This is a genomic window from Pedococcus cremeus, assembly GCF_900111375.1.
GTDB lineage: Bacteria > Actinomycetota > Actinomycetes > Actinomycetales > Dermatophilaceae > Pedococcus_A > Pedococcus_A cremeus.
The window spans coordinates 104751-124434 of the sequence record NZ_FOHB01000008.1 but is presented as its reverse complement, the minus strand read 5'-3'; the positions used below and the strand labels follow the sequence as shown (position 1 = coordinate 124434).

Below are 19684 nucleotides of genomic sequence, written 5' to 3'. Positions count from 1 at the left end.
ATGAGGCGGGGACGGTTTCCGGCTGATCGCCTGCTGCGCCCCCGGTCTGATGCCTAGGTTCGGCCGTGGAGGTGGCCGTGACCACCTCGGCGAGGAGGCCGATGGTGGCGAGGCTCACCCCCGCCTGGCTGAGGCAGCTCCTGCTGCCGACTACGGTCCTGCTGCTCGTCGTGCTCCTCGACTTCTTCCTCGGGCCGGGCGTCGTCATCACCGGGTCGTTCGCCATGGCCGCGGTCGTGGCGAGCGTCTACGCCAGTGTGCGCGTCACTGCGGGAGTGGGCGCCGCTGCCGTGCTCTGCGCAGCGGCTTCCGGGTGGTGGAACAACAACCTGGGCAGCGTCGAGTGGTCGGTGCGTCTCTGGCTGGCCCTGCTGTTGAGCGCCCTCGCCGTCCTGATCGCGCACATCCGTATCCGTCGTGAGCGCGACCTCAGCCGGATGACGGTCATTGCCGAGGTCGCGCAGCAAGCCCTCCTCCGTGCGCTCCCGCACTCCGTCGGCTCGATCGGCATCGCCGCCCGCTACGTGTCGGCGACCGAGGCGGCCCGCGTCGGAGGCGACCTCTACGAGGTGAGCGAGACGCCCTTCGGTGTTCGCGTGATCCTCGGCGACGTGCGCGGCAAGGGCCTGGACGCGGTCCAGCTGGCCGCCACGGTGCTGGCCTCCTTCCGCCGCGCCTCCTTCCTCCACGAGTCCCTCGGCGCGGTGGCCGCGGACCTCGATGCCGTCGTGACCTCCGTCGCCGGCCCCGAGGACTTCGCCACGGCGCTGCTCGCGGAGTTCCATGACGACGAGACGGTCACCTTCGTCAACTGCGGCCACCCCCCGCCACTTCTCGTGCCGGCAGGTGAGCCCGCCAGCGACCTCGACACCGGCCCCCCTCAGCTTCCCCTTGGCCTCGGCCCGCCCGGATCGGCAGTCACCGTCACCTGGCCCGCTCGGGCACGCCTGCTGCTGTTCACCGACGGGCTCGTCGAGACCCGCGACCTGAACGGCGTGTTCTTCCCGCTCTCCGACCAGGGTGCGATCCTCTCGGCCGGGTCGCTGGACGAGGCCCTCGACAACCTGCTGCTCCGGCTGAGCGGGTATGCCGCGCAGCGCCTCGACGACGACATCGCCCTCGTGCTGGCCGAGCGCAAGGCGGAGTCGAACGCCGCGTGACGCGACGATGCGGAACCGCCCGGGGCGAGCCGGCCGACACCTGGCCAGTCGCCACCCGACGGGACACGGCCGCCGCTCACCCGGCGGTCAGTGACCGTGCCGAGGCGTCCGGCTCCTCTCGCCGAACCAGACCTGCAGCCGCAGCGAGACCCAGCTGAGCCCGGCCAGCGGGATCGGTGCCCAGTACTCGAAGAGCCGCCACGACACCACGCCCAGCACCGCTGTGGCCTGCGGTGCTCCCATGGCGATGAGCGCGGGGATCAGCAGTGCCTCCACGATGCCGAGGCCTCCTGGGGAGATCGGCAGCATCCCCACCAGCATCGCCACGCCGTAGGCCACCAGCAGCCCCACCGGGTGGGCCACCCAGCCGAAGGCTGCGAGGAAGCACCAGAGTGAGGCGGCGTCGAGCAGCCAGTTGAGCCCCGCGCAGCCGGCAGCGGCCCGCAGGTTCGGTGCGTTCCCGAGCAGCTCGCGCACCTGCTCGCCCGCCGCAGCGAAGGTGCGATCCAACCGCGGACGCCAGCGCGACGGCATACGGGCGATGACCCGATGGGCCACTCCTGGGGCCAACGCCTCGCGACGGGAGTAGCCGACGACGGCGAGGGCGATCCCGGCCATGAGCAGGGCGCCCAGGACGGCGCCCGTGACGTATGCCGCCGACGGGCCGTAGAAGGGGATGGAGACCACGAGCACGACCCAGAGGAGAACCGCGAGGGCGGAGGTCGAGAGCACACCCTCCAGGGTCAGGCCGACGGCGGCGTCCGTGGCGGTGGCGCCGCGCTCGTGCAGGAGCCCGAACCGCATCGCGTTACCGGTCGCGGCTCCGCCCGGCAGCACGTGGCTGACGCCGAGACCGGTGAGGTCGGCGCGCAGGACCCAGTTCAGCCCGGCCCGGCCGCCTCCCACGATCCGGTGGGTCATCAGCGAGTAGCTGACCAGGCTGGCGGCCTCCAGCGCCACCGCCGCCACGATGAGTGACAGGTTGGCCGACCGCAGCAGGTGCAGTGACCGTTCGGTGCCCGCGAGCTGGGGCAGCACGAGGTAGTCGACCACCAGCACGAAGACCAGCACCGAGGCGCCGCGCCACAGCCACCGCACCACCGCCCGGCGCCGGGTGGGCGCCGCCCGCGTCTCGCCGCTCCCGTCCATCGCCGTCCCCCTGTCAGGAGGGCAGGCGCCCGCCCACGCTGAAGCGGGAGGCGCGGCGCTGCAGGCGGCGGTGGGGCCGGACGGCCGGACGTGGAGGCCGCGCGGTGTCGAACTCGGCGTAGAACAGGCGCTTCGCCAGCTCGACGAGCGCGAGGTACGCCAGCACCAGGCCGGCCAGCATGGCGTAGAAAGTCGCTGGCGGAGAAGCGAATCCGAGCAGCCCAGCCAGGGGTGACAGCGGTATCCATGCTCCGACGAGCACCACGGTCCCGGCCGCCACCATCAGGGCCGCACTCGGACGGCTCCTCAGCATCGGACGCCGGGTGCGGATGGCGAAGATGATCAGCGTCTGGGTGGCGAGCGACTCGACGAACCAGCCGGCCCGGAACAGTGACGGCCCGGCGTGGAACGGGCCGAGCATGATGGCGAAGGTGAGGAAGTCGAACAGGCTGCTGATGGGCCCGAAGAACAGCATGAACCGCCGGATCAGGCCGATGTCCCAGTGCGAGGGTGCGCGCAGCTGCTCGGGGTCCACCCGGTCGGTGGGGATCGCGAGCTGGCTGGAGTCGTAGAGCAGGTTGTTGAGCAGGATCTGCGACGGCAGCATCGGCAGGAAGCTCAGGATGCCCGACGCGGCCGCGGCGCTGAACATGTTGCCGAAGTTGCTGCTCGTGCCCATCAGCACGTACTTGATGGTGTTGGCGAAGATGCCGCGCCCCTCGGTGATGCCGTCGGCGAGGACGCCGAGGTCCTTCTCGAGCAGGATCACGTCGGCGGCGTCCTTGGCCACGTCGACGGCCGTGTCGACACTGATGCCGATGTCGGCGCTGTGCAGCGCGAGCGCGTCGTTGACCCCGTCGCCGAGGAAGCCGACGCCGCGACCCTGGCGGCGCAGCACCCGCATGACCATCGCCTTCTGCTCCGGGTTCACCCGCGCGAAGATCGTGGTGGCCTGCGCGGCGGCGACGAGCCGCTCCTCGTCGAGCCTCGCCAGATCGCTGCCGGTGAGGGTCCCGGTGACCGGCAGCCCGAGCTCGTCGCAGACCTTCTGCGCCACGAGCGCGTTGTCGCCGGTGCACACCTTGACCGTCACCCCGAGCTGGGCCAGCCGTTCGAGCGACTCGGCGGCCCCCTGCTTGGGCTGGTCGAGGAACACCAGGTAGCCCGCGAGGGAGAGCCCGCTCTCGTCGGACGGCGTGATCTCGCGCAGGTCCCGCGCCGGCCGGGTGGCTACGGCGATGACCCGCCCGCCGGCGGCGAACAGGTTCTCCAGGGTCCCGTGCGCGCCCGCCGGCACACCGACGCACCGCGCCAGCACCGTCTCCGGTGCCCCCTTCACCACCAACAGCGGTATGCCGTCGGGTCCCCGTACGAGGGCGGAGGACAGCTGCCGGTCGTGGTCGAAGGGAGCGACGGCGAGGCGAGGCGGGTCGTCCCCGCGCGGCGCGATGGGCGAGACCCACATGGCCTGTTCGAGGGGGTCGTCGAACGGCGTGTCGTCCACCGGCGCGTCCCCGGCCAGCCGCCCCAGGGCCAGGACGTCGGCCGCGTCGTGGCCCGCAGGGTCCAGGGCTGCCGTCAGGGAGATATGGCCCTCGGTGAGGGTGCCGGTCTTGTCGGTCACGAGGATGTCCATGTCACCGAGGTCCTCGATGCAGACGAGCCGCTTGACCAGCACCTTCCTGCGAGCCAGGTCGCGCGACCCGATGGCCAGGCTCGTGCTGACGACCGCGGGGAGCAGCTGAGGCGTGATGCCCACGGCGATGGCGAGCGCGAAGAGCAGCGACTCCACCAGGGGACGCTGCAGCACGACGTTGGCCACGACGATGACGGTCATCAGCGTGATCGCCACGCGCAGCAGCAGCCCCGAGAAGCGGCGCAGCCCGGCCTGGAACTCCGTCTCGGGCTGCCGGTCGCCGAGCTGCGCGGCGACCCGTCCGAACTCGGTGTGACCGCCGGTCCCCACGACCACACCGACGCCGTTCCCGCGCCGCACCACGGTGCCCATGAGGGCGCAGCAGGTCAGGTCACCGAGCGCGGCGCCGGGGTCGACGGCTGCCGTGTCCTTGTTGACCGGGACGGACTCCCCGGTGAGCACGCCCTCGTCGCACTGCAGACCGGTGGCCTCGAGCAGCCGGACGTCGGCGGGCACCACCTCGCCCCGCACCAGCCGCACGACGTCGCCGGGCACGACCGAGACGACGTCCACCGGCACGGGGACACCGCCGCGCAGCACGGTCACGCGATGGCTGATCTGGGCGTGCAGCTGGGCGGTGGCGCGTTCGGCGCGGTACTCGTTCACGAAGCTCAGGCCGACGCTCGCGACCAGGATGGTGCCGATCACGATGGCGTCGGTCTGCTCGCCGAGGAAGAAGGAGACCAGGGCGGTGCCGGCCAGCAGCACCAGCAGCGGGGAGCGCAGCTGGCGCAGCAGCACGGCCCCGGCGCGGGCGTGGTGGGTGCGGACCGCATTCGGCCCGGTGGCGGCCAGGCGGCGGGCCGCCTCCCCCTCGTCGAGACCCGCATCGCTGCTGCCCATCCGGCGCAGCACCTCAGGGGCCGGCAGGGAGGCGAGCTCGCTGACGGGCACACCTCGCTGGCCGCCCGCCTCGGTCGGAGCCAGCCCGCGCACGGTCACGGCACCAGCATGTGCCGCCCCCGCGGCATACGGGAGGGGTCGAAGGTCACCGCGGGTCCCCGTGTAACCTGTGGGACCGAAAGGGAGTAGTCCCCAATCGCCGCGTCGACACACTGACCCTCGGGTCCGGGTGCGGTGGGCCACCTGAAGGTGGCGGACGAGACTTTCGACCAGCACATGACCCCTGCAGTGACAAGTACCTCTGCAACGGACGTGCCTGGTCGAAGGGACGTCCCTCCGGCGCTCTCCTCGGCTGGGCCACGAGGAGACACATTTCATGGATGCCTTCCTGCTCAGCACCGCGGTGATCTTCGTCGCCGAGCTCGGTGACAAGAGCCAGCTCATGGCGATGACCTTCGCCGCCCGCTACACCGTGCGGGAGGTGCTGCTCGCCATCACCGGCGCCACCCTCGTCGTGCACCTCGCGTCGGTGGCGATCGGCGCCCTCGTCGGCAACGCCTTCGCCGACAGCCAGTGGGTCATCTCGATCATCGCCGGCCTCGCGTTCCTCGTCTTCGCCGCCTGGACGCTGCGCGGTGACAGCCTGACCGCCGACGAGGAGGAGAAGGCCCGCCGGAGCACCGGCGCCGCGCTGCTGGCGGTCGGCACGGCGTTCTTCCTCGCCGAGCTCGGCGACAAGACGATGCTCGCCACCATCACCCTCGCCACCCGCGAGGGCTGGTTCGGCACGTGGATCGGCAGCACCCTCGGCATGGTCGCCGCCGACGCCCTCGCCATCGGGGTCGGCGCCCTGCTCGGCCGCAAGCTGCCCGAGCGGGTCATCAAGATCGGCGCGGCCGTCGCGTTCCTCGTGTTCGGGGTCCTGCTCATCGTCGAGGGCGTCACCAGCCGGTAGCCGAACGCGCCGAATCCCCCGCACCACCTCGGTTGGGGTGTCACGATGTCCGGCATGGAGTGGCGCGGGGGGAAGCGCAGGGTGGTCGCCGCCGTACTGACAACTGTCGCGGCCAGCGTGCTTGTCGTGGTGCTGGTCAATGTCACCCTCGCGTCCCACCTGCCACACACCTGGTGGGGGCATGAGCTGGGGCAGGTCGTCGCCGCGGGAACGATCGGCCTCGCAAGCCGGGCCGTGTGGTTGCGGCTGCGCACGGGGCGCTGGTCGCAGGGCCCGACCGCCTCATCGTCGGACTAGAGCGGGAGAAGAGAGCGTGCGCGGGGGGAAGCGCAGGATGGTCGCCGTCGTCGGGGCCACCAGCATCGCGGTCGCCCTGGTCGGGGCGCTCTTGCTTGCCAACGTGCCGCCCACTGACCCCGACCCGCCATCCGTGGTGACCGCGGCCGTCTTCCTGGCACTCGTCCCCGTGGGCTTCGTGACGATGCTCGAGGCCCTGGTCACCTGGCCCGAGGACGGCCCCTACCCCCTGCGACGACGCGCCAGGTCGGTGGCCACCGCGCTGGGCACGGCGCTGGCCACCGCGTCGGTCGGCCTGCTCGTCGCGGTGATGGTCGGCAGGGCGCTCCTCTGGGTGCTGCCGACCGACTGGCGTGGAGGCGCCATCGGAGCCGCCACCGGCCTGGGCTTCCTCGTCGGCAAGGCGGTGTGGCTGCGACTGCGCACCGGGCGCTGGTCCAACGCGCCGACGGTCCGGCAGCCGCGCGGCCGGAGGGGTGCGTCCGCCTAGCCTGCTCCGGTCGCTGGCCCTCCGAGGCTGCTGTAACCTCCGCTTGAACCCTCAAACACCTGCCCGATGTCTTCCACCCGAGCGACGCTCCTGTCGCCCGCGCCAGTGGACCACCCGTGGCGCACTCCAGGAGACATGACTGTGGCCGTTGCCACCACCGGGCTCGACGCGAGCCCGAGAACCGGGCGCTCAGCGCCCGTGCCGCGCGACGCGGCATACCTCGTCGCGCATGATTCGGGCCATTTCGGGCATTCGGGGGGTGGGCCGGTCCATACCGACCTACGCTGTCGCGGCGGGGCTCCATGCGGCGACACGGATGTGCGCGCTGCTGACCGCGGAGAGGGGGTGGGCGCGGAGTGAACCGGCTCAGCGAAGGCTTTGTGCTCGGTGGCCGCTACACCCTTGCCTCCCGCGTGGCGTCGGGCGGCATGGCCGACGTCTGGGCAGCCAACGACGAGGTGCTGCGACGCGAGGTGGCGGTCAAGGTCATGCGGCCCGACCCGGACCACGAGGAGCTCTTCGCGGTGCGCTTCCGCGACGAGGCTGTGCACTCCGCCTCGCTGCTGCACGCCAACATCGCGACCGTGTTCGACTACGGCGAGGAGGACCACCTCGCCTACCTCGTCATGGAGCTCGTGCCGGGCAAGCCGCTGTCCAAGGTGCTGCGCGAACGCGGAGCCCTCCCTCCCGCCGAGGTGCGCTCGATCATGGGCCAGGCGGCGCTGGCGCTCGGCGTGGCCCACGAGGCGCGCGTGGTGCACCGCGACGTCAAGCCCGCCAACATCCTGCTGCGGCCCGACGGCATCGTGAAGCTGACCGACTTCGGCATCGCCCGCGCCCTCGACCGTACGGGCCACACCCGCCACGGCGAGCTGCTGGGCACCCCGAACTACATCAGCCCCGAGCAGGCCATGGGCTCACCGGCGACCGGCGCCAGCGACCTCTACGCGCTCGGCGTCGTCGCCCACGAGATGCTCTCGGGACGGCGCCCCTTCGAGCGCGAGACGCCGATCGCCACGGCGTTGTGCCACGTGCAGCAGCCGCCGCCACCACTGCCCGACGACGTGCCGGAGGACATCGCCCTCGTCGTCGAGGAGTGCCTGGCCAAGGACCCCGCCCAGCGGCCGCCGAACGCCAGGGCGGTCGCCCTGCGGCTGGGCCTGGGCGACCACGAGATGCTCGGCCTCGGGCTCGGCCTCGCGTGGTACGTCAACGAGAGCGACCGCACCGATGCGGCCGACCTCGACCCGGAGCCGGGCGACACCGCCGTTCTCGGTATGCCGTAGCGGCCCCTCTCGCTGGAGGCCCGCCTTGGCCGGCGCCGCCCGGGAAGGTGCGTCCGGGGAACGCACTCCCGCCGATGGGGCGCCGGGCGTACATTCGTCGGTATGGCCGACAAGGCCCACCGCTGGACGCCCGAAGAGGTCCGGTCGTTCATGCTCGGAGAGAGTCCCGAGTTCGCCAGGGAACGCCGCCGTTTCATGCGGATCCCCGCGAACCCGCGCTGCAAGCTGTGCCTGGCGCCGTTCGGAGGCGTCGGCGGCGTCGTGCTCAAGGCCGCCGGGTTCGGCCGGTCGGCCGGCAACCCCGCCATGTGCGCCAAGTGTGAGACCGAGCTGCGCCACCACGGCCTGACGGGGGTGGAGATCCCGGTCACCCTGCTGTTCTCCGACGTCCGGGGCTCGACGAGCCTCGCCGAGCACATGCGACCCAAGGAGTTCAAGGACTTCCTCGACCGGTTCTACCGCCTGGCGACCGACGCGATCACGCACCACGACGGGCTCGTCGACAAGATCGTCGGCGACGAGGTGATCGGCCTGTTCTTCGGCGGCATCAGCGGCCCCAACCACGCGGGCGCCGCCATCGCCGCCGCCGTCGACCTCGCCGACCGGGCCAGCCACTCGGACGCCTCGCCCGCCGGCCCGATCCCGGCGGGAACCGCGGTGCACACCGGCGACGCCTTCGTGGGCTCGACGGGACCGGCGGAGACGGTGCCCGACTTCACCGCGCTCGGGGACCCGGTCAACACCACCGCCCGACTGGCGTCACTGGCCCGCGCGGGCGAGGTGATCGTCAGCGTCGCAGCCGCCGAGGCCTCGGGCACCAGCACCGAGGGCCTCGAGCACCGTCGGGTCGACCTCCGGGGCAGGTCGGCCCCGCTGGAGGTCGTCGTGCTGCGCGCCGCGCAGGCCGGGTTGGCGCCCAGCCCGTAGAACCCACGGTCCTCCGCCTGGACGGGTTCCCCTCGCCGGGGCGCACAATCCTTCGCGCCGGCTCGCCGCACCCGCTACGGTCGCGAGCGTCTCCCCTCGGGGCGCGCCAACGCCCCAGGGCTCCGTGCGCGGCCGCCCCGGCCGTCCCCAGGCAGAGAGGGTCTCGTCAGATGGCATGTCGGATCAGTGAGCTCGTGCTCGGTTGCCGCGACCCGGAGGCGCTGGCGCGGTTCTGGTGCGAGGTCCTCGACTTCGTGGTGCTCGACCGCGAGGAGGGGTGCATCGAGATCGGGCCGCGCGAGGGCTTCGGCGGCCCGCAGCCGACCATCATCCTCAGCCAACGGGACGAGCCTGAGTCCGGGAAGTCCCGGCTGCACATCGACGTCAACGCCACCGACCGCGACCAGGACGCCGAGCTCGAGCGCCTCCTGGCCCTGGGGGCGCGCCCGGCCGACATCGGTCAGACCGGTGAGGAGCAGTGGCACGTGCTCGCCGACCCCGAGGGGAACGAGTTCTGCCTGCTCAAGGCGCGCCTCAACCCGCTCTGAGGGCCACGGCTAGGGCTAGGGCTGCTTGCCGCGCTCCCGCTCGACGCGTGCCCGGCGCGCAGCGGCGACCTTCTCGGCCCGTTGCTGCTCCAAGCGCCGCACCGGGTCGTTGTGCTCGTCGAGCTGCGCCGGACCGTACATCTGGTAGCCGAAGTGCTTGATCCGGTAGATCGCGCGGTACCAGAGCGAGAGCCCCTCGCGGTCAGACTTGGCGCCCACGCCCACTCCTTCGACGACCCTGCAGCAGACGACCCTGCTGCGTACACCTCCACCCTAGGCCGGGTGTGTGCCGAAGGGCGCCGCGGGCTCATGGAGGGCTCGCGGCGCCCTTCGACGAGGCGGCGGGGACGGGCTCAGCGCACCCGGGCGAACTTCACCGCCGAGGTCCACAGCTTCACCTTCGACACCCGCTTGCCGGGCCGCGGTGCGTGCCAGATGTAGCCACCGCCGGCGTACACCCCGACGTGGTAGATGCTGCGCGAGCCGCCGAAGAAGACGAGGTCTCCCGGTCGGGCGGACTTGCGCGAGATCTTGTAGGCGGCGTTGTACTGCGCCTGGGCGGTGCGGGGCAGGCGCTTGCCGACCTTGCCGAAGACGTACTTGGTCAGGCCCGAGCAGTCGAACCCGGTGCGGGGGCTCGCTCCGCCATAGACGTAGCGAATTCCCTTCTGGGCAGCGGCGACTCGCACCGCCTGGTAGCTGGTGGTGGCAGAGACGGCGGCGTCCGCCCGCTGCGTGGAGGACGGGGCGACGAGGAGGCCGAGCGCGAGGAACAGGGCCATCAGGATGGAGGCGACCCGTGCGGGCACGGGAAAGCGGACAGGGGAACTGAGCATGGAGCGGCCTTTCGGTTCCGCCTGCGAAGAGTGACCTGTCGGGTTCGGGCGCCGAAAGATGGCCCGGCCGCGTAGCGGCTTCACCCCAAGGACACCCTGACCACGTGGCCGGGGGGTCCGTACTGCCTGGGTTCTCCGTCCCCACCACCAGAAGAGGGGTTCTGCGTGCCGCCCGCGCGCGTGGTGGGGTTCGGCGTCCGCGCGGACCGCCCCGCCTTCTGGCGGGGACTGGTGATGTGCCCTCAGGGGGCGAGCCCTCAGATGTCCGCTCCGGGCGACCTCCTGGTCGGGCGGCGCGGGCCGGGCTTGTCGCTGAAGACTAGTTCCACCGAACTAGTCACTGCCAGTTCAGGATGCCCCATTGATCCCGATATCGCCGCATCCGAGAAGGGATTTCAGCCTTTTGGCGTAGCCCCTCGACCGGTGCGCTCAGCCGGGAAAGGCCGCCCTCCCGAGGCCGCGCGGAAGTCGGGCGAGCTGCCACCGGCGCTCCTCCGCCGCTGCCGCGGGATCTGCCGGCTCGGCAGCACTGGCCGCGGTCGCGGCATACGTGGCTGCGTGAGCGGCGTGGCCGGCGACGTGTGCGGTGGCCGCCGCATGGCCCGCCGCCCTGGCTGCCGCAGCGGCGGCCGGGTCGGCCGTCTCGCGGGCAGCGTCGTGGGCCGCGAACGCCGCGTCCCGAGCGGCGCCCGCCGACAGCTCACCAGTGGCCCAGGCCCGAGCCGCCTCCACGGCGCGGCGGGGACGGTCGTCGTCGGGGCAGACGCGCTCGAAGGTGGGCAGCACGTGCTCCGCGCAGTCAGTGGCCCAGCGAGCCAGCGACCGGTGCTGGTCGGTGTCGAGTCGTACGGCGATCTTTCCCATGAGGACTCCTAGTGGGCGAGCCTGCCTCCGCGCGGGACGGACCGGGGGCCGGCGTCCTGGCGGGCGGCCAGCAGGAACAGGACTCCGGAGGCGAGCACCGGCACGAAGAGGACGGCGATCGAGAGCGGCCGCCCCCACTCGCTACCCGCGCCGATCGTCTCCAGCAGCAGGGGGACGAGCACGATGGCGAGCAGCATCACGCCGGCCTCGCGCGGCCTGTTCAGGCCCAGCACGGCCAGCGCCACGCCGACCAGGAGCACGAGCACCAGCGAGACCGGGCCGTGCTGGTCCTCCCAGGACGACCAGCGCTGCCAGTCGAGCAGCTCGAGCACACCGAAGGCCACCGGCGCGAGACAGGCCACCGCGAGCACGGGCACCGCGACACCGGGCCGCCACCACGCCAGGAGGCACAGGCACAGCAGAGGGACGGCAACAGCGGCGATGAGGCCGACGGCCCGCCACCCGCCGATGTCCACCACGGCGTAGCCCCCGAGCATCAGCGCCGCGAACCCCGAGAAGGCCGCCATCACGGCGAACCCGGCCCACCTCAACGAAGACATCGTCGACACCTCCTCAGCGCCCATGGTCCGCGGCGCCGGGGCCCGGAACCAGAGCCGTTGGTCCCACGCCCGAGGGCGGGCCACGTCGTGAGTCCTTCACGACGCGCCCTGCGCCCCGTGCCCCACCGGGACCTACGGCTCTGACCGTCCGGCCACCTCATCTGCACGCTGGAGCTGGAGGCACCGGGGCACGAGCACCGGCTGCCGAGAGGGATGAGGTTTCGATGACCGACCACGCGATGGCGATGACCAGCCACACCACGGAGCTGCGCCAGATCGAGGAGATGAACGGCGTTCTCGCCCGGGGGAACCGGGTCACGGCCGACTCGCTGGGCGTCCGGAACGAGGTGCCCGCCGACGCGGTGCTGCGCCGGCTCCGGGCGGTGGGGCCGCCGTCGTACCCCTACATCTACGGGATCTTCGTCCGCGGCGCCGACGGGGCCGACGGTGGCGACGGGGCTCGACCGGTGCTGGTCGAGCTGCACACCGAACAGCTGCGAGCCCTGTGCGACCGGCTCCACCTGCGCGGCCAGATCTGGGGCACCTGAGCGCACCGGCTACGGTTGCCGGCATGGCCGGCCCGTCACCAGAACGCCGCAGCAGCTCCGGAGTGGTGCGTCGCTGGTGGCTCTCCGGCTGGGTGGCCGCGGTCGCTGTCGTCCCCCTGCTGACATCTCCGCCGTCGAGCTCCGACCTCGTCGGCTCGGCGCTCCTGCTGCTGGCCGCCTGGGTGCTCTCCCCCAGGTTCTTCCCCACGTCACCGAGCGACCGGGACGCCCGCCGGCTGGCGTGGGAGACCGGCGTCCCCGTCGTCTACTGGCGTCCGGGGTGCAGCTACTGCCTGCGGCTGCGGATCGCGCTCGGCCGCACCGGCAACCGCGCCATCTGGGTGGACGTGACCCGTGACCCGGCCGCCTCGGCCCGGGTCCGCGCCGCCAACAGCGGGGACGAGACGGTGCCCACCGTCTTCGTGGGCGACTCCGCGACCACCAACCCGCGCCCCGCCTGGGTCCGCGAGCGGCTCCCCCGGCGCTGACACCCCGGGCACACGTATGCCGTGCGGTCACCACCCGTGGTGGCCACACGGCATACCATCACCGCACCGGAGGTGACGAACTCCCCTGCGGAGCAGGCGAACTCAGGCGCTCAAATGCTGTGCACCCTAGATGAAGAGCAGCTGGGCGCCGTCGGTCTTCTCGATGAAGTCGCTCGCGCTGATGATGCCTTCGACCTCCTCGTAGAGGTCCTCCTCGGTGAGGTGGTTCATGTCGGCCGACATGCGGCACGCCCACAGGTGGCCGCCGGAGGCGACGATCTGCTCGAGGAAGTCGGGCACCTCGGGCACGTCGAGCTCGGCGATCGACTTCTTGAACTTCGACGTCGCCATGTGGGTGATCCCCGGCAGGCCGCCGAGCCCCTGCGGCATGTGCGTGGCGGTGTTGCCCAGCGGTGTGAACTTCAGCTCGTGCATCGTCTTCTTGTTGATCATGTCGAAGCCCCAGAACGTGAAGAACAGGTGCGTCTCCACGCCCTCGCCCAGGGCGGCGTTGGCCAGGATCAGGCCCGGGTAGGCCATGTCGAGGCTGCCCTTGGAGCAGATGATGGCGAGCTTGCGGCCCGCGGTGGCCTCGGTGCCGAAGTCGGGGATGATGGCGGGGGCCGTGTCGGTGGTGGTCATCGAAACCTCTTGTGTGCGTGGAGATGTGGTGCGGTGGTTGGGGTCAGACGCAGCCGTGCGGCTTCGGCAGGCCGGCGATGTAGGCCATCTTCTTGGCCGGCTTCTGCGGGAAGAGCTGGAACAGCTGCTTGGTCGGGATGCCGCCGGCGACGGTGACGCGGCGCAGGGTGGGCGTCTCGCCCTGGGCGGCGAAGTCCTCGCGCAGGAAGCGGATCGCCTTCCAGTGCTCGTCGGTCAGCTCGATGCCGATCTGCGCGGCCAAGGTCTTGCCGAGGGCTTCGTCCCACTCGGCGGGCTCGGTGAGGAACCCCTCTTCGTTGACGTGGACCTGGCGGCCGTCGATGGTCGTGACAGGCATCTGGCTCACTCCTTGTCGGTGTGCGGTGCGGTGGTGGCGGGGGTGGTGACCTTTCCGGCCATGGACATGTGGACCGGAAGGGGAAGGGGCCGGCCGGGGAGCAGGACGTTCCAGTAGATCCACCGGAACGCGAGCTTCCCGAGGTGGTTGGCGCGGGTCTCCTTGAGCAGGCTCATCGGGCCCAGCGCCGGCACCGGGAACTTCCCCGGCAGCGGCTGGGTGTCGTAGTTGAAGTCGATGAGCAGGCCCTTGCCGTTGCCGGACTCGACGAAGCAGTTCGCGTGCCCGTCGAACGAGCCGGTCATCGGGCGTCCGGAGACGTGCTCCAGGAAGTTGCCGACGAAGACGTCGACGGCGAAGTGGGCCACCGATCCCGCCTTGGAGGCCGGGATGTCGGAGGCGTCACCGACGGCGAACACGTTGTCGTGCTTCTTCGACAGCAGCGTGTGCTTGTCGACCGGCACGTAGTTGAGCTCGTCGCCCAGGCCCGAGCGGGCCACGAAGTCGGCGCCCATGTTGAGGGGGATCGTGACGAGCAGGTCGAACGGCACCACGCGCTCGTCGAAGGAGACGATCGCCTTCTTGTCGTTGTCGACGCTCTCGATCATGAAGTCGGGCTCGACGAGGATCTTGCGCTCCTCGAGCATCGAGCCGAGCTGGGCGGAGGCGATCGGCTGGGTGAAGGCGCCGGACAGCGGCGTGACGTAGACCAGCTCGACCCGGTCGCGGATGCCACGCTCGCGCAGGAAGGCGTCGGCCAGGAACGTGAACTCGAGCGGCGCCACCGGGCACTTGATCGGCATCTCGGTGATGTGCACGACGAGCCGGCCGTGGTCGAAGGACCGCAGCGCCCCGGCCAGCGCCTGGGCACCCTCGAAGGAGTAGAAGTCGAAGACGCTCCGGCGCCACTGCTCCCCCAGCATGCCGGGGGTCTGGTCCGGTCGGGGCGAGGTCCCCGTGGCGATGACGAGGTAGTCGTAGCCCAGGGTGCGTCCGTCCTGCAGGTGCACGGTGTTCTTGTCGGCCTCGACCCGGTCGACCTCGGCGAGCACCAGGTCGACGCCGTCGGGGATGAGCGTGTGCCGCTTCCGGACGACCTGCCCGGCCGTGTAGGTGCCGAACGGGAGGAAGAGGTAGCCGGGCTGGTACAGGTGGTTGTCGTCACGGTCGACGACGGTGATCTCCCACTGCTCGCGCGGCAGCCTCTTCCGCAGCTTGTTGACGATCATCGTGCCGGCCGTGCCGCCACCGAGGACCACGAGACGCCTCATTGCCAACCCACTCCTTGCGTGCTGTGACGGGTGCTGTTCGTCTTCGCCATCGACGGTAGGAAGGCCTCAGAGGGGTCAATAGTGCCGAAGGTCCCTATTACCCCTAGGGGTATCGGTGATGGGGTGGGAGCAGACTCAGAGAGAGGACCACCATGAGCGCCGCCGCCTCCTCAGCCACCACCGTGCGCGTCGACCACCTGAGCGGCGACGAGTTCACGATCGGCGTGCGTGGGCACCGCCTCACGGTCGACCAGCCCGTCGACGCGGGTGGCCGGGACACCGCGCCCACCCCGACCGAGCTGTTCGTGGCCGGCCTCGCCTCGTGCGTCGCCTTCTACGCGCGTCGCTACCTCGCCCGACACGGCCTGCCCACCGAGGGCCTGGCCGTCGACGCGGCATACGAGATGGGGTCGCGACCGGCACGGGTGGCCGCCGTCGACCTGCGGCTGCACGTGCCGGCCGGCGTTCCCGAGTCGCGTCGCGAGCCGCTGCTCGCCGTCGCCAGCCACTGCACGGTGCACAACACCCTCACCACCCAGCCCGACGTCGTGGTGCGCCTCACCGAGCCGGAGGCCGCGGAGGTGGCCTGACGATGCGTCCGCTCGCCGCCTTCGCGCGGCGTCACTGGTTCGGCCTCCTGACGCTCCTGGTGGGCGCGGTCGGCGGGCTGCTGATCGCCCTCGACCAGCCGGAGGCCGCGCGCTGGACCGTGTCGGCGTTCAGCCTCGGCTTCGCCGCCGTCCGCACCTGGCACATGCTGGTCGACCTGCGCCGCGGCCGTTACGGCGTCGACGTGCTCGCAGTCACCGCGATCGTCTCCACCGTCGTGGTCGGCGAGTACTGGGCCTCCCTCGTCATCGTGCTGATGATGACCACCGGCCGTGCCCTGGAGGCCCTCGCCGCCGGCCGGGCGGAGCGCGAGCTGTCGGCACTCCTCGACCGCGCGCCCCGCACCGCCCACCGGCTCGTGCCCGGCGGCAGCGGCCACACGACCGACGTGCCCGTCGGCGAGGTGCAGCCCGACGACGAGCTGCTCGTCAAGCCCGGAGAGGTGCTGCCGGTCGACGGGCTGCTGCTGAGCACCTCCGCGGCCTTCGACGAGTCGTCGCTCACCGGCGAGCCGCTGCCGGTCGAGCACGTGCGCGGCGAACCGGTGATGTCGGGATCCGTCACCGGTGCCCGTCCGATCATCCTGCGCGCGACCGCGTCCGCGGCCGACTCGCAGTACCAGCGGATCATCGACCTGGTCAGCGAGGCCCAGCGCTCCCGCGCCCCGTTCGTGCGCCTCGCCGACCGGGTCGCGGTGCCGTTCACGCTGGTGTCGTTCACCATCGCAGGCGCCGCGTGGTGGCTCAGCGGGGAGGCCTCGCGCTTCGCCGAGGTGCTCGTGGTGGCGACGCCGTGCCCGCTGCTCATCGCCGCACCCGTGGCCTTCATGGCCGGCATGTCGCGGGCTGCCCACCACGGCATCATCGTCAAGAACGGCGGCACCCTCGAACAGCTCTCGCACATCCGCACCGCGGCCTTCGACAAGACCGGCACGCTCACCCGGGGCGCGCCGGAGCTGGCAGCCGTCGACGTCGCCGACGGGATGCACCCGGACGCCGTGCTCGCCCTGGCCGCCGGGGTCGAGCGCCTCTCGACGCACCCGCTCGCCGAGGCCATCGTCGCCGGCGCCCGCGAGCGCGGCCTGACCCTCCCGGTGGCCCACGCCGGGCAGGAGACCACTGCGCACGGGGTCACCGCCACGGTCGAGGGCCACACCGTCGTGGTCGGCAAGGAGGACTACGTCGCGAGCCACGTCCGCGGCATACCCGACCTCCCGCTCGCCCCCGGCCACAGCGCGGTGCACGTCGCCGTCGACGGCGGGTATGCCGGCCGGCTGGCGCTCGCCGACCACGTGCGCCACGACACCGCCCGCACCATCGCGGCGCTGCGCGCCACCGGCGTGGGCCAGGTGCTCATGCTCACCGGCGACGCCCCGGCCACGGCGCAGCACATCGGCTCGGCCATCGGCATCGACGACGTGCGGGCCGGGCTGCTGCCCCAGGACAAGGTCGACATCGTCGCGGGACTGCCCCACCGGCCGGTGATGATGGTCGGCGACGGCGTCAACGACGCTCCCGTGCTCGCCGCCGCCGACGTGGGGGTGGCGATGGGGGCGCGCGGGTCGACGGCGGCGAGCGAGTCGGCCGACGTGGTCGTGCTGCTCGACGACCTCTACCGAGCCGTGCGTGCCGTGCAGATCGGGCGGCGCACCATGGCGGTCGCCTGGCAGGCCATCGGCCTCGGCGTCGGGCTCTCCGTCGCGCTCATGCTCGTCGCCTCCGCCGGCGTGCTGCCGGCCATCATCGGCGCCTGGACGCAGGAGGGCGTCGACCTCGCCTGCATCCTGTGGGCCCTGCTCGCGAGGCAGCCCGGCCGTGAGGAGCAGGCGGCGCTCGCCGAGGTGGAGCGGCCCGCGGAGGACGCGGCGGCGCAGCGCACCGGGCAGAACGGCCAGCGCACGGCGGCCTGAGACAGGGCTCGCGCGCCGGCCCCTGGGACGGGAGACTCCTGCCCATGCCTGCAGAGCGCCCGTGGTTCCACTCCGCCGTCGTCTACCAGATCTACCCGCGCAGCTTCCAGGACTCCGACGGCGACGGCATCGGCGACCTGCGGGGCGTGATCAACCGCCTCGACCACCTCGCCACCCTCGGCGTCGACGTCGTGTGGCTCTCGCCGATCTACCGGTCGCCGCAGGACGACAACGGCTACGACATCAGCGACTACCAGGACATCGACCCGACGTTCGGCACGCTCGCCGACTTCGACGAGCTGGTCGCGAAGGCGCACGAGCGCGGCATCCGCGTCGTCATGGACCTCGTGGTCAACCACACCTCCGACGAGCACCCGTGGTTCGTCGAGTCCCGTTCGTCGAAGGACAACCCCAAGCGCGACTGGTACTGGTGGCAGCCGCCCCGCGAGGGCTTCGAGGCCGGGCAGCCCGGCGCCGAGCCGACCAACTGGCACTCGTTCTTCAGCGGGTCCACCTGGCAGCTCGACGAGGCCACCGGGGAGTACTACCTGCACCTGTTCTCCCGGAAGCAGCCCGACCTGAACTGGGAGAACCCGCAGGTGCGCCAGGCCGTCTACGCGATGATGCGCTGGTGGCTCGACCGCGGGGTCGACGGCTTCCGGATGGACGTCATCAACATGATCTCCAAGGAGCTGCCGCTGCGCGACGGGGAGCCGATCGGCGACGGCCCCTGGGGTGACGGGTCCCCGTCGTACATCTGCGGTCCGCGCATCCACGAGTTCCTCCAGGAGATGCACCGCGAGGTGTTCGAGGGCCGCGGCGACGCGCTCCTCACCGTCGGCGAGATGCCCGCGGTCACGGTCGAGGACGCCGTGCTCTTCACCGACCCCGCGCGGCACGAGGTCGACATGGTGTTCCAGTTCGAGCACGTCGGCCTCGACCACGGCGAGCACAAGTGGGACCGCCGGCCGCTGCAGCTCGTCGAGCTCAAGGAGTCGCTCGGTCGCTGGCAGGAGGGCCTGGCCGAGGTCGGCTGGAACAGCCTCTACTGGAACAACCACGACCAGCCCCGGGCCGTCTCCCGCTTCGGCGACGACGGGGAGTTCCGCGTCGAGTCGGCCAAGCTCCTCGCCACGGTGCTGCACCTGCACCGCGGTACGCCCTACGTCTACCAGGGCGAGGAGCTGGGCATGACCAACGTGCCCTTCCAGGACGCCACCGCGTTCCGGGACATCGAGTCGGTCAACTACTACGAGGCCGCCACAGGCCAGGGCCTGCTCGTCGAGGAGGTGCTCGACGCGTTGCGGCTCGGCAGCCGCGACAACGCCCGCTCCCCCGTCCAGTGGGACGCCTCCCCCCACGCCGGCTTCACCACCGGGGTGCCGTGGTTCCCGGTGCACCCCAACTACCCGACGGTGAACGCCGAGCACGCACTGGCCGACCCGGACTCGGTCTTCCACCACTACCGGCGGCTCATCGAGCTGCGCCACGCCGACCCCGTGGTGGCCGAGGGCGACTTCACGATGCTGCTGCCGGACGACCCGGTGGTCTACGCCTTCACCCGCTCGCTCGAGGGCACGACGCTGCTCGTGGTGGCCAACTTCGGCGGCACCCACCACAGGGTCGACGGGCTGCCCGACGCCGAGGAGTGGGCCGGTGCCGAGCTGGTGCTCGGCTCGTACCCCGAGTCGGCCACCGCCCCGGGCCCGACGGACGGCTCGATCGTCCTGCGCCCGTGGGAGGCCCGCATCCTTCGCCGCACCGCCTGACCGTCGGTGCGCGCCCGCCGGGCCGGTTCCTGGGTGAGCCGGGCCGGTTCGTGCGGGCAGGCCTCGACAACCTAGGCTCTGGAACCATGCGCGCCACCCGCCTGACCACCGCCTTCCGCGTCATTGCCTTCGCCGAGGCGCTCTCCTGGGCGGGGCTGCTCGCGGGCATGTACGCCAAGTACGTCACCGAGTCCGGTGAGCTCGGCGTCAAGGTCTTCGGGCCCATCCACGGCGCCGTCTTCATCGCCTACGGGCTGCTGACCCTCCTCGTCGCCCGGGCGCAGCGCTGGTCGTGGCCGGTCCTGCTGCTCGGTCTCGCGGCCTCGGTGCCGCCCTTCGCGACCGCCGCCTTCGAGGTGTGGGCCGCGCGCACCGGCCGGCTCGGCGCCTCGTCCCGGCACCCGCTGCGCGGCACGGGGTACCAGCGCGGGCTCTGACGCGAGCCGGCACCAGCTGCCGGCCACGCGGCATACCGCGGA

The 19684-nt window shown here is 71.8% G+C and carries 21 protein-coding genes and 1 riboswitch; of the genes, 12 read left to right on the top strand and 9 right to left on the bottom strand.

Annotation, left to right across the window (positions count from 1 at the left end):
- The first annotated feature begins 104 nt into the window (after positions 1–104).
- Positions 105–1160, top strand: coding sequence for a PP2C family protein-serine/threonine phosphatase (locus BMW78_RS15730; RefSeq protein ID WP_177180430.1), 1056 nt, complete (start codon positions 105–107; stop codon positions 1158–1160).
- An 87-nt stretch (positions 1161–1247) separates the two neighbouring features.
- Here the strand turns inward: BMW78_RS15730 and BMW78_RS15725 are convergent, their stop codons facing one another.
- Together BMW78_RS15725 and mgtA are read right to left on the bottom strand one after the other, a co-directional pair.
- Positions 1248–2309, bottom strand: a complete 1062-nt coding sequence (locus tag BMW78_RS15725; RefSeq protein WP_091761682.1) for a lysylphosphatidylglycerol synthase transmembrane domain-containing protein — start codon at positions 2307–2309, stop codon at positions 1248–1250.
- Between the two features lie 13 nt (positions 2310–2322).
- Positions 2323–4947 (bottom strand): magnesium-translocating P-type ATPase, encoded by a 2625-nt coding sequence (mgtA, locus tag BMW78_RS15720; RefSeq protein WP_245735902.1) that lies wholly within the window; start codon positions 4945–4947, stop codon positions 2323–2325.
- 277 nt (positions 4948–5224) lie between these two features.
- Here mgtA and BMW78_RS15715 point away from each other — a divergent pair, with 277 nt between their 5' ends.
- The 5 genes from BMW78_RS15715 to BMW78_RS15690 all read left to right on the top strand — a co-directional run bounded on the left by BMW78_RS15715 (position 5225) and on the right by BMW78_RS15690 (position 9351).
- Positions 5225–5803 carry a TMEM165/GDT1 family protein gene (locus BMW78_RS15715; RefSeq protein ID WP_091761680.1) on the top strand — a complete coding sequence of 193 codons (579 nt, stop codon included), beginning with the start codon at positions 5225–5227 and terminating at the stop codon, positions 5801–5803.
- A 313-nt stretch (positions 5804–6116) separates the two neighbouring features.
- Positions 6117–6590 carry a hypothetical protein gene (locus BMW78_RS15705; RefSeq protein ID WP_143056295.1) on the top strand — a complete coding sequence of 158 codons (474 nt, stop codon included), beginning with the start codon at positions 6117–6119 and terminating at the stop codon, positions 6588–6590.
- 356 nt (positions 6591–6946) lie between these two features.
- Complete coding sequence (locus BMW78_RS15700; RefSeq protein ID WP_245735901.1) at positions 6947–7876, top strand: serine/threonine-protein kinase; 930 nt, start codon at positions 6947–6949, stop codon at positions 7874–7876.
- Positions 7877–7978: 102 nt separating this feature from the next.
- Positions 7979–8803, top strand: a complete 825-nt coding sequence (locus tag BMW78_RS15695; RefSeq protein WP_091761674.1) for an adenylate/guanylate cyclase domain-containing protein — start codon at positions 7979–7981, stop codon at positions 8801–8803.
- Positions 8804–8973: 170 nt separating this feature from the next.
- Complete coding sequence (locus BMW78_RS15690; RefSeq protein WP_091761672.1) at positions 8974–9351, top strand: VOC family protein; 378 nt, start codon at positions 8974–8976, stop codon at positions 9349–9351.
- A gap of 15 nt (positions 9352–9366) precedes the next feature.
- Here BMW78_RS15690 and BMW78_RS15685 read toward each other — a convergent pair whose 3' ends face one another.
- From BMW78_RS15685 to BMW78_RS15670, 4 genes are all read right to left on the bottom strand, one after another.
- Entirely contained in the window at positions 9367–9570 is a 204-nt protein-coding gene (locus tag BMW78_RS15685; RefSeq protein WP_091761670.1) for a hypothetical protein, read from the bottom strand.
- Between the two features lie 134 nt (positions 9571–9704).
- Positions 9705–10187: a C40 family peptidase gene (locus tag BMW78_RS15680; RefSeq protein ID WP_091761668.1), complete on the bottom strand. Its 483-nt coding sequence runs from the start codon at positions 10185–10187 to the stop codon at positions 9705–9707.
- A 3-nt stretch (positions 10188–10190) separates the two neighbouring features.
- Positions 10191–10363: riboswitch (cyclic di-AMP (ydaO/yuaA leader) on the bottom strand.
- A 253-nt stretch (positions 10364–10616) separates the two neighbouring features.
- A complete protein-coding gene (locus BMW78_RS15675; RefSeq protein WP_091761666.1) occupies positions 10617–11051 on the bottom strand; it encodes a putative immunity protein in 435 nt (144 codons plus the stop codon).
- Between the two features lie 8 nt (positions 11052–11059).
- The gene (locus tag BMW78_RS15670) at positions 11060–11611 is read right to left on the bottom strand and encodes a hypothetical protein (protein WP_143056294.1); all 552 of its coding nucleotides are present in this window, start codon (positions 11609–11611) and stop codon (positions 11060–11062) included.
- 224 nt (positions 11612–11835) lie between these two features.
- Between BMW78_RS15670 and BMW78_RS15665 the strand changes: the two genes are divergently transcribed.
- Both BMW78_RS15665 and BMW78_RS15660 read left to right on the top strand, forming a co-directional pair.
- Positions 11836–12159: a hypothetical protein gene (locus BMW78_RS15665; protein ID WP_091761662.1), complete on the top strand. Its 324-nt coding sequence runs from the start codon at positions 11836–11838 to the stop codon at positions 12157–12159.
- A 23-nt stretch (positions 12160–12182) separates the two neighbouring features.
- A complete protein-coding gene (locus BMW78_RS15660) occupies positions 12183–12647 on the top strand; it encodes a glutaredoxin domain-containing protein (RefSeq protein ID WP_091761661.1) in 465 nt (154 codons plus the stop codon).
- A 126-nt stretch (positions 12648–12773) separates the two neighbouring features.
- On the opposite strand, the gene BMW78_RS15655 is transcribed toward BMW78_RS15660, so the two are convergent.
- Genes BMW78_RS15655 through sqr form a run of 3 tightly spaced genes read right to left on the bottom strand, consistent with a single transcriptional unit; the run spans position 12774 to position 14918 of the window.
- A complete protein-coding gene (locus BMW78_RS15655) occupies positions 12774–13289 on the bottom strand; it encodes a DsrE/DsrF/DrsH-like family protein (protein ID WP_091761659.1) in 516 nt (171 codons plus the stop codon).
- Between the two features lie 43 nt (positions 13290–13332).
- Complete coding sequence (locus BMW78_RS15650) at positions 13333–13647, bottom strand: TusE/DsrC/DsvC family sulfur relay protein (RefSeq protein ID WP_091761657.1); 315 nt, start codon at positions 13645–13647, stop codon at positions 13333–13335.
- Between the two features lie 5 nt (positions 13648–13652).
- Entirely contained in the window at positions 13653–14918 is a 1266-nt protein-coding gene (sqr, locus tag BMW78_RS15645) for a type III sulfide quinone reductase, selenoprotein subtype (protein WP_091761655.1), read from the bottom strand.
- A 152-nt stretch (positions 14919–15070) separates the two neighbouring features.
- Here sqr and BMW78_RS15640 point away from each other — a divergent pair, with 152 nt between their 5' ends.
- From BMW78_RS15640 to BMW78_RS15625, 4 genes are all read left to right on the top strand, one after another.
- Positions 15071–15508, top strand: coding sequence for an OsmC family protein (locus BMW78_RS15640; protein ID WP_091761653.1), 438 nt, complete (start codon positions 15071–15073; stop codon positions 15506–15508).
- Positions 15509–15510: 2 nt separating this feature from the next.
- On the top strand, positions 15511–17436 hold the full coding sequence (locus BMW78_RS15635) for a heavy metal translocating P-type ATPase (RefSeq protein ID WP_091761651.1): 1926 nt from the start codon (positions 15511–15513) through the stop codon (positions 17434–17436).
- A gap of 44 nt (positions 17437–17480) precedes the next feature.
- Positions 17481–19205 carry a glycoside hydrolase family 13 protein gene (locus BMW78_RS15630; RefSeq protein WP_091761649.1) on the top strand — a complete coding sequence of 575 codons (1725 nt, stop codon included), beginning with the start codon at positions 17481–17483 and terminating at the stop codon, positions 19203–19205.
- Positions 19206–19291: 86 nt separating this feature from the next.
- Positions 19292–19642: a DUF3817 domain-containing protein gene (locus BMW78_RS15625; RefSeq protein WP_091761647.1), complete on the top strand. Its 351-nt coding sequence runs from the start codon at positions 19292–19294 to the stop codon at positions 19640–19642.
- The last annotated feature ends 42 nt before the right edge of the window (positions 19643–19684 follow it).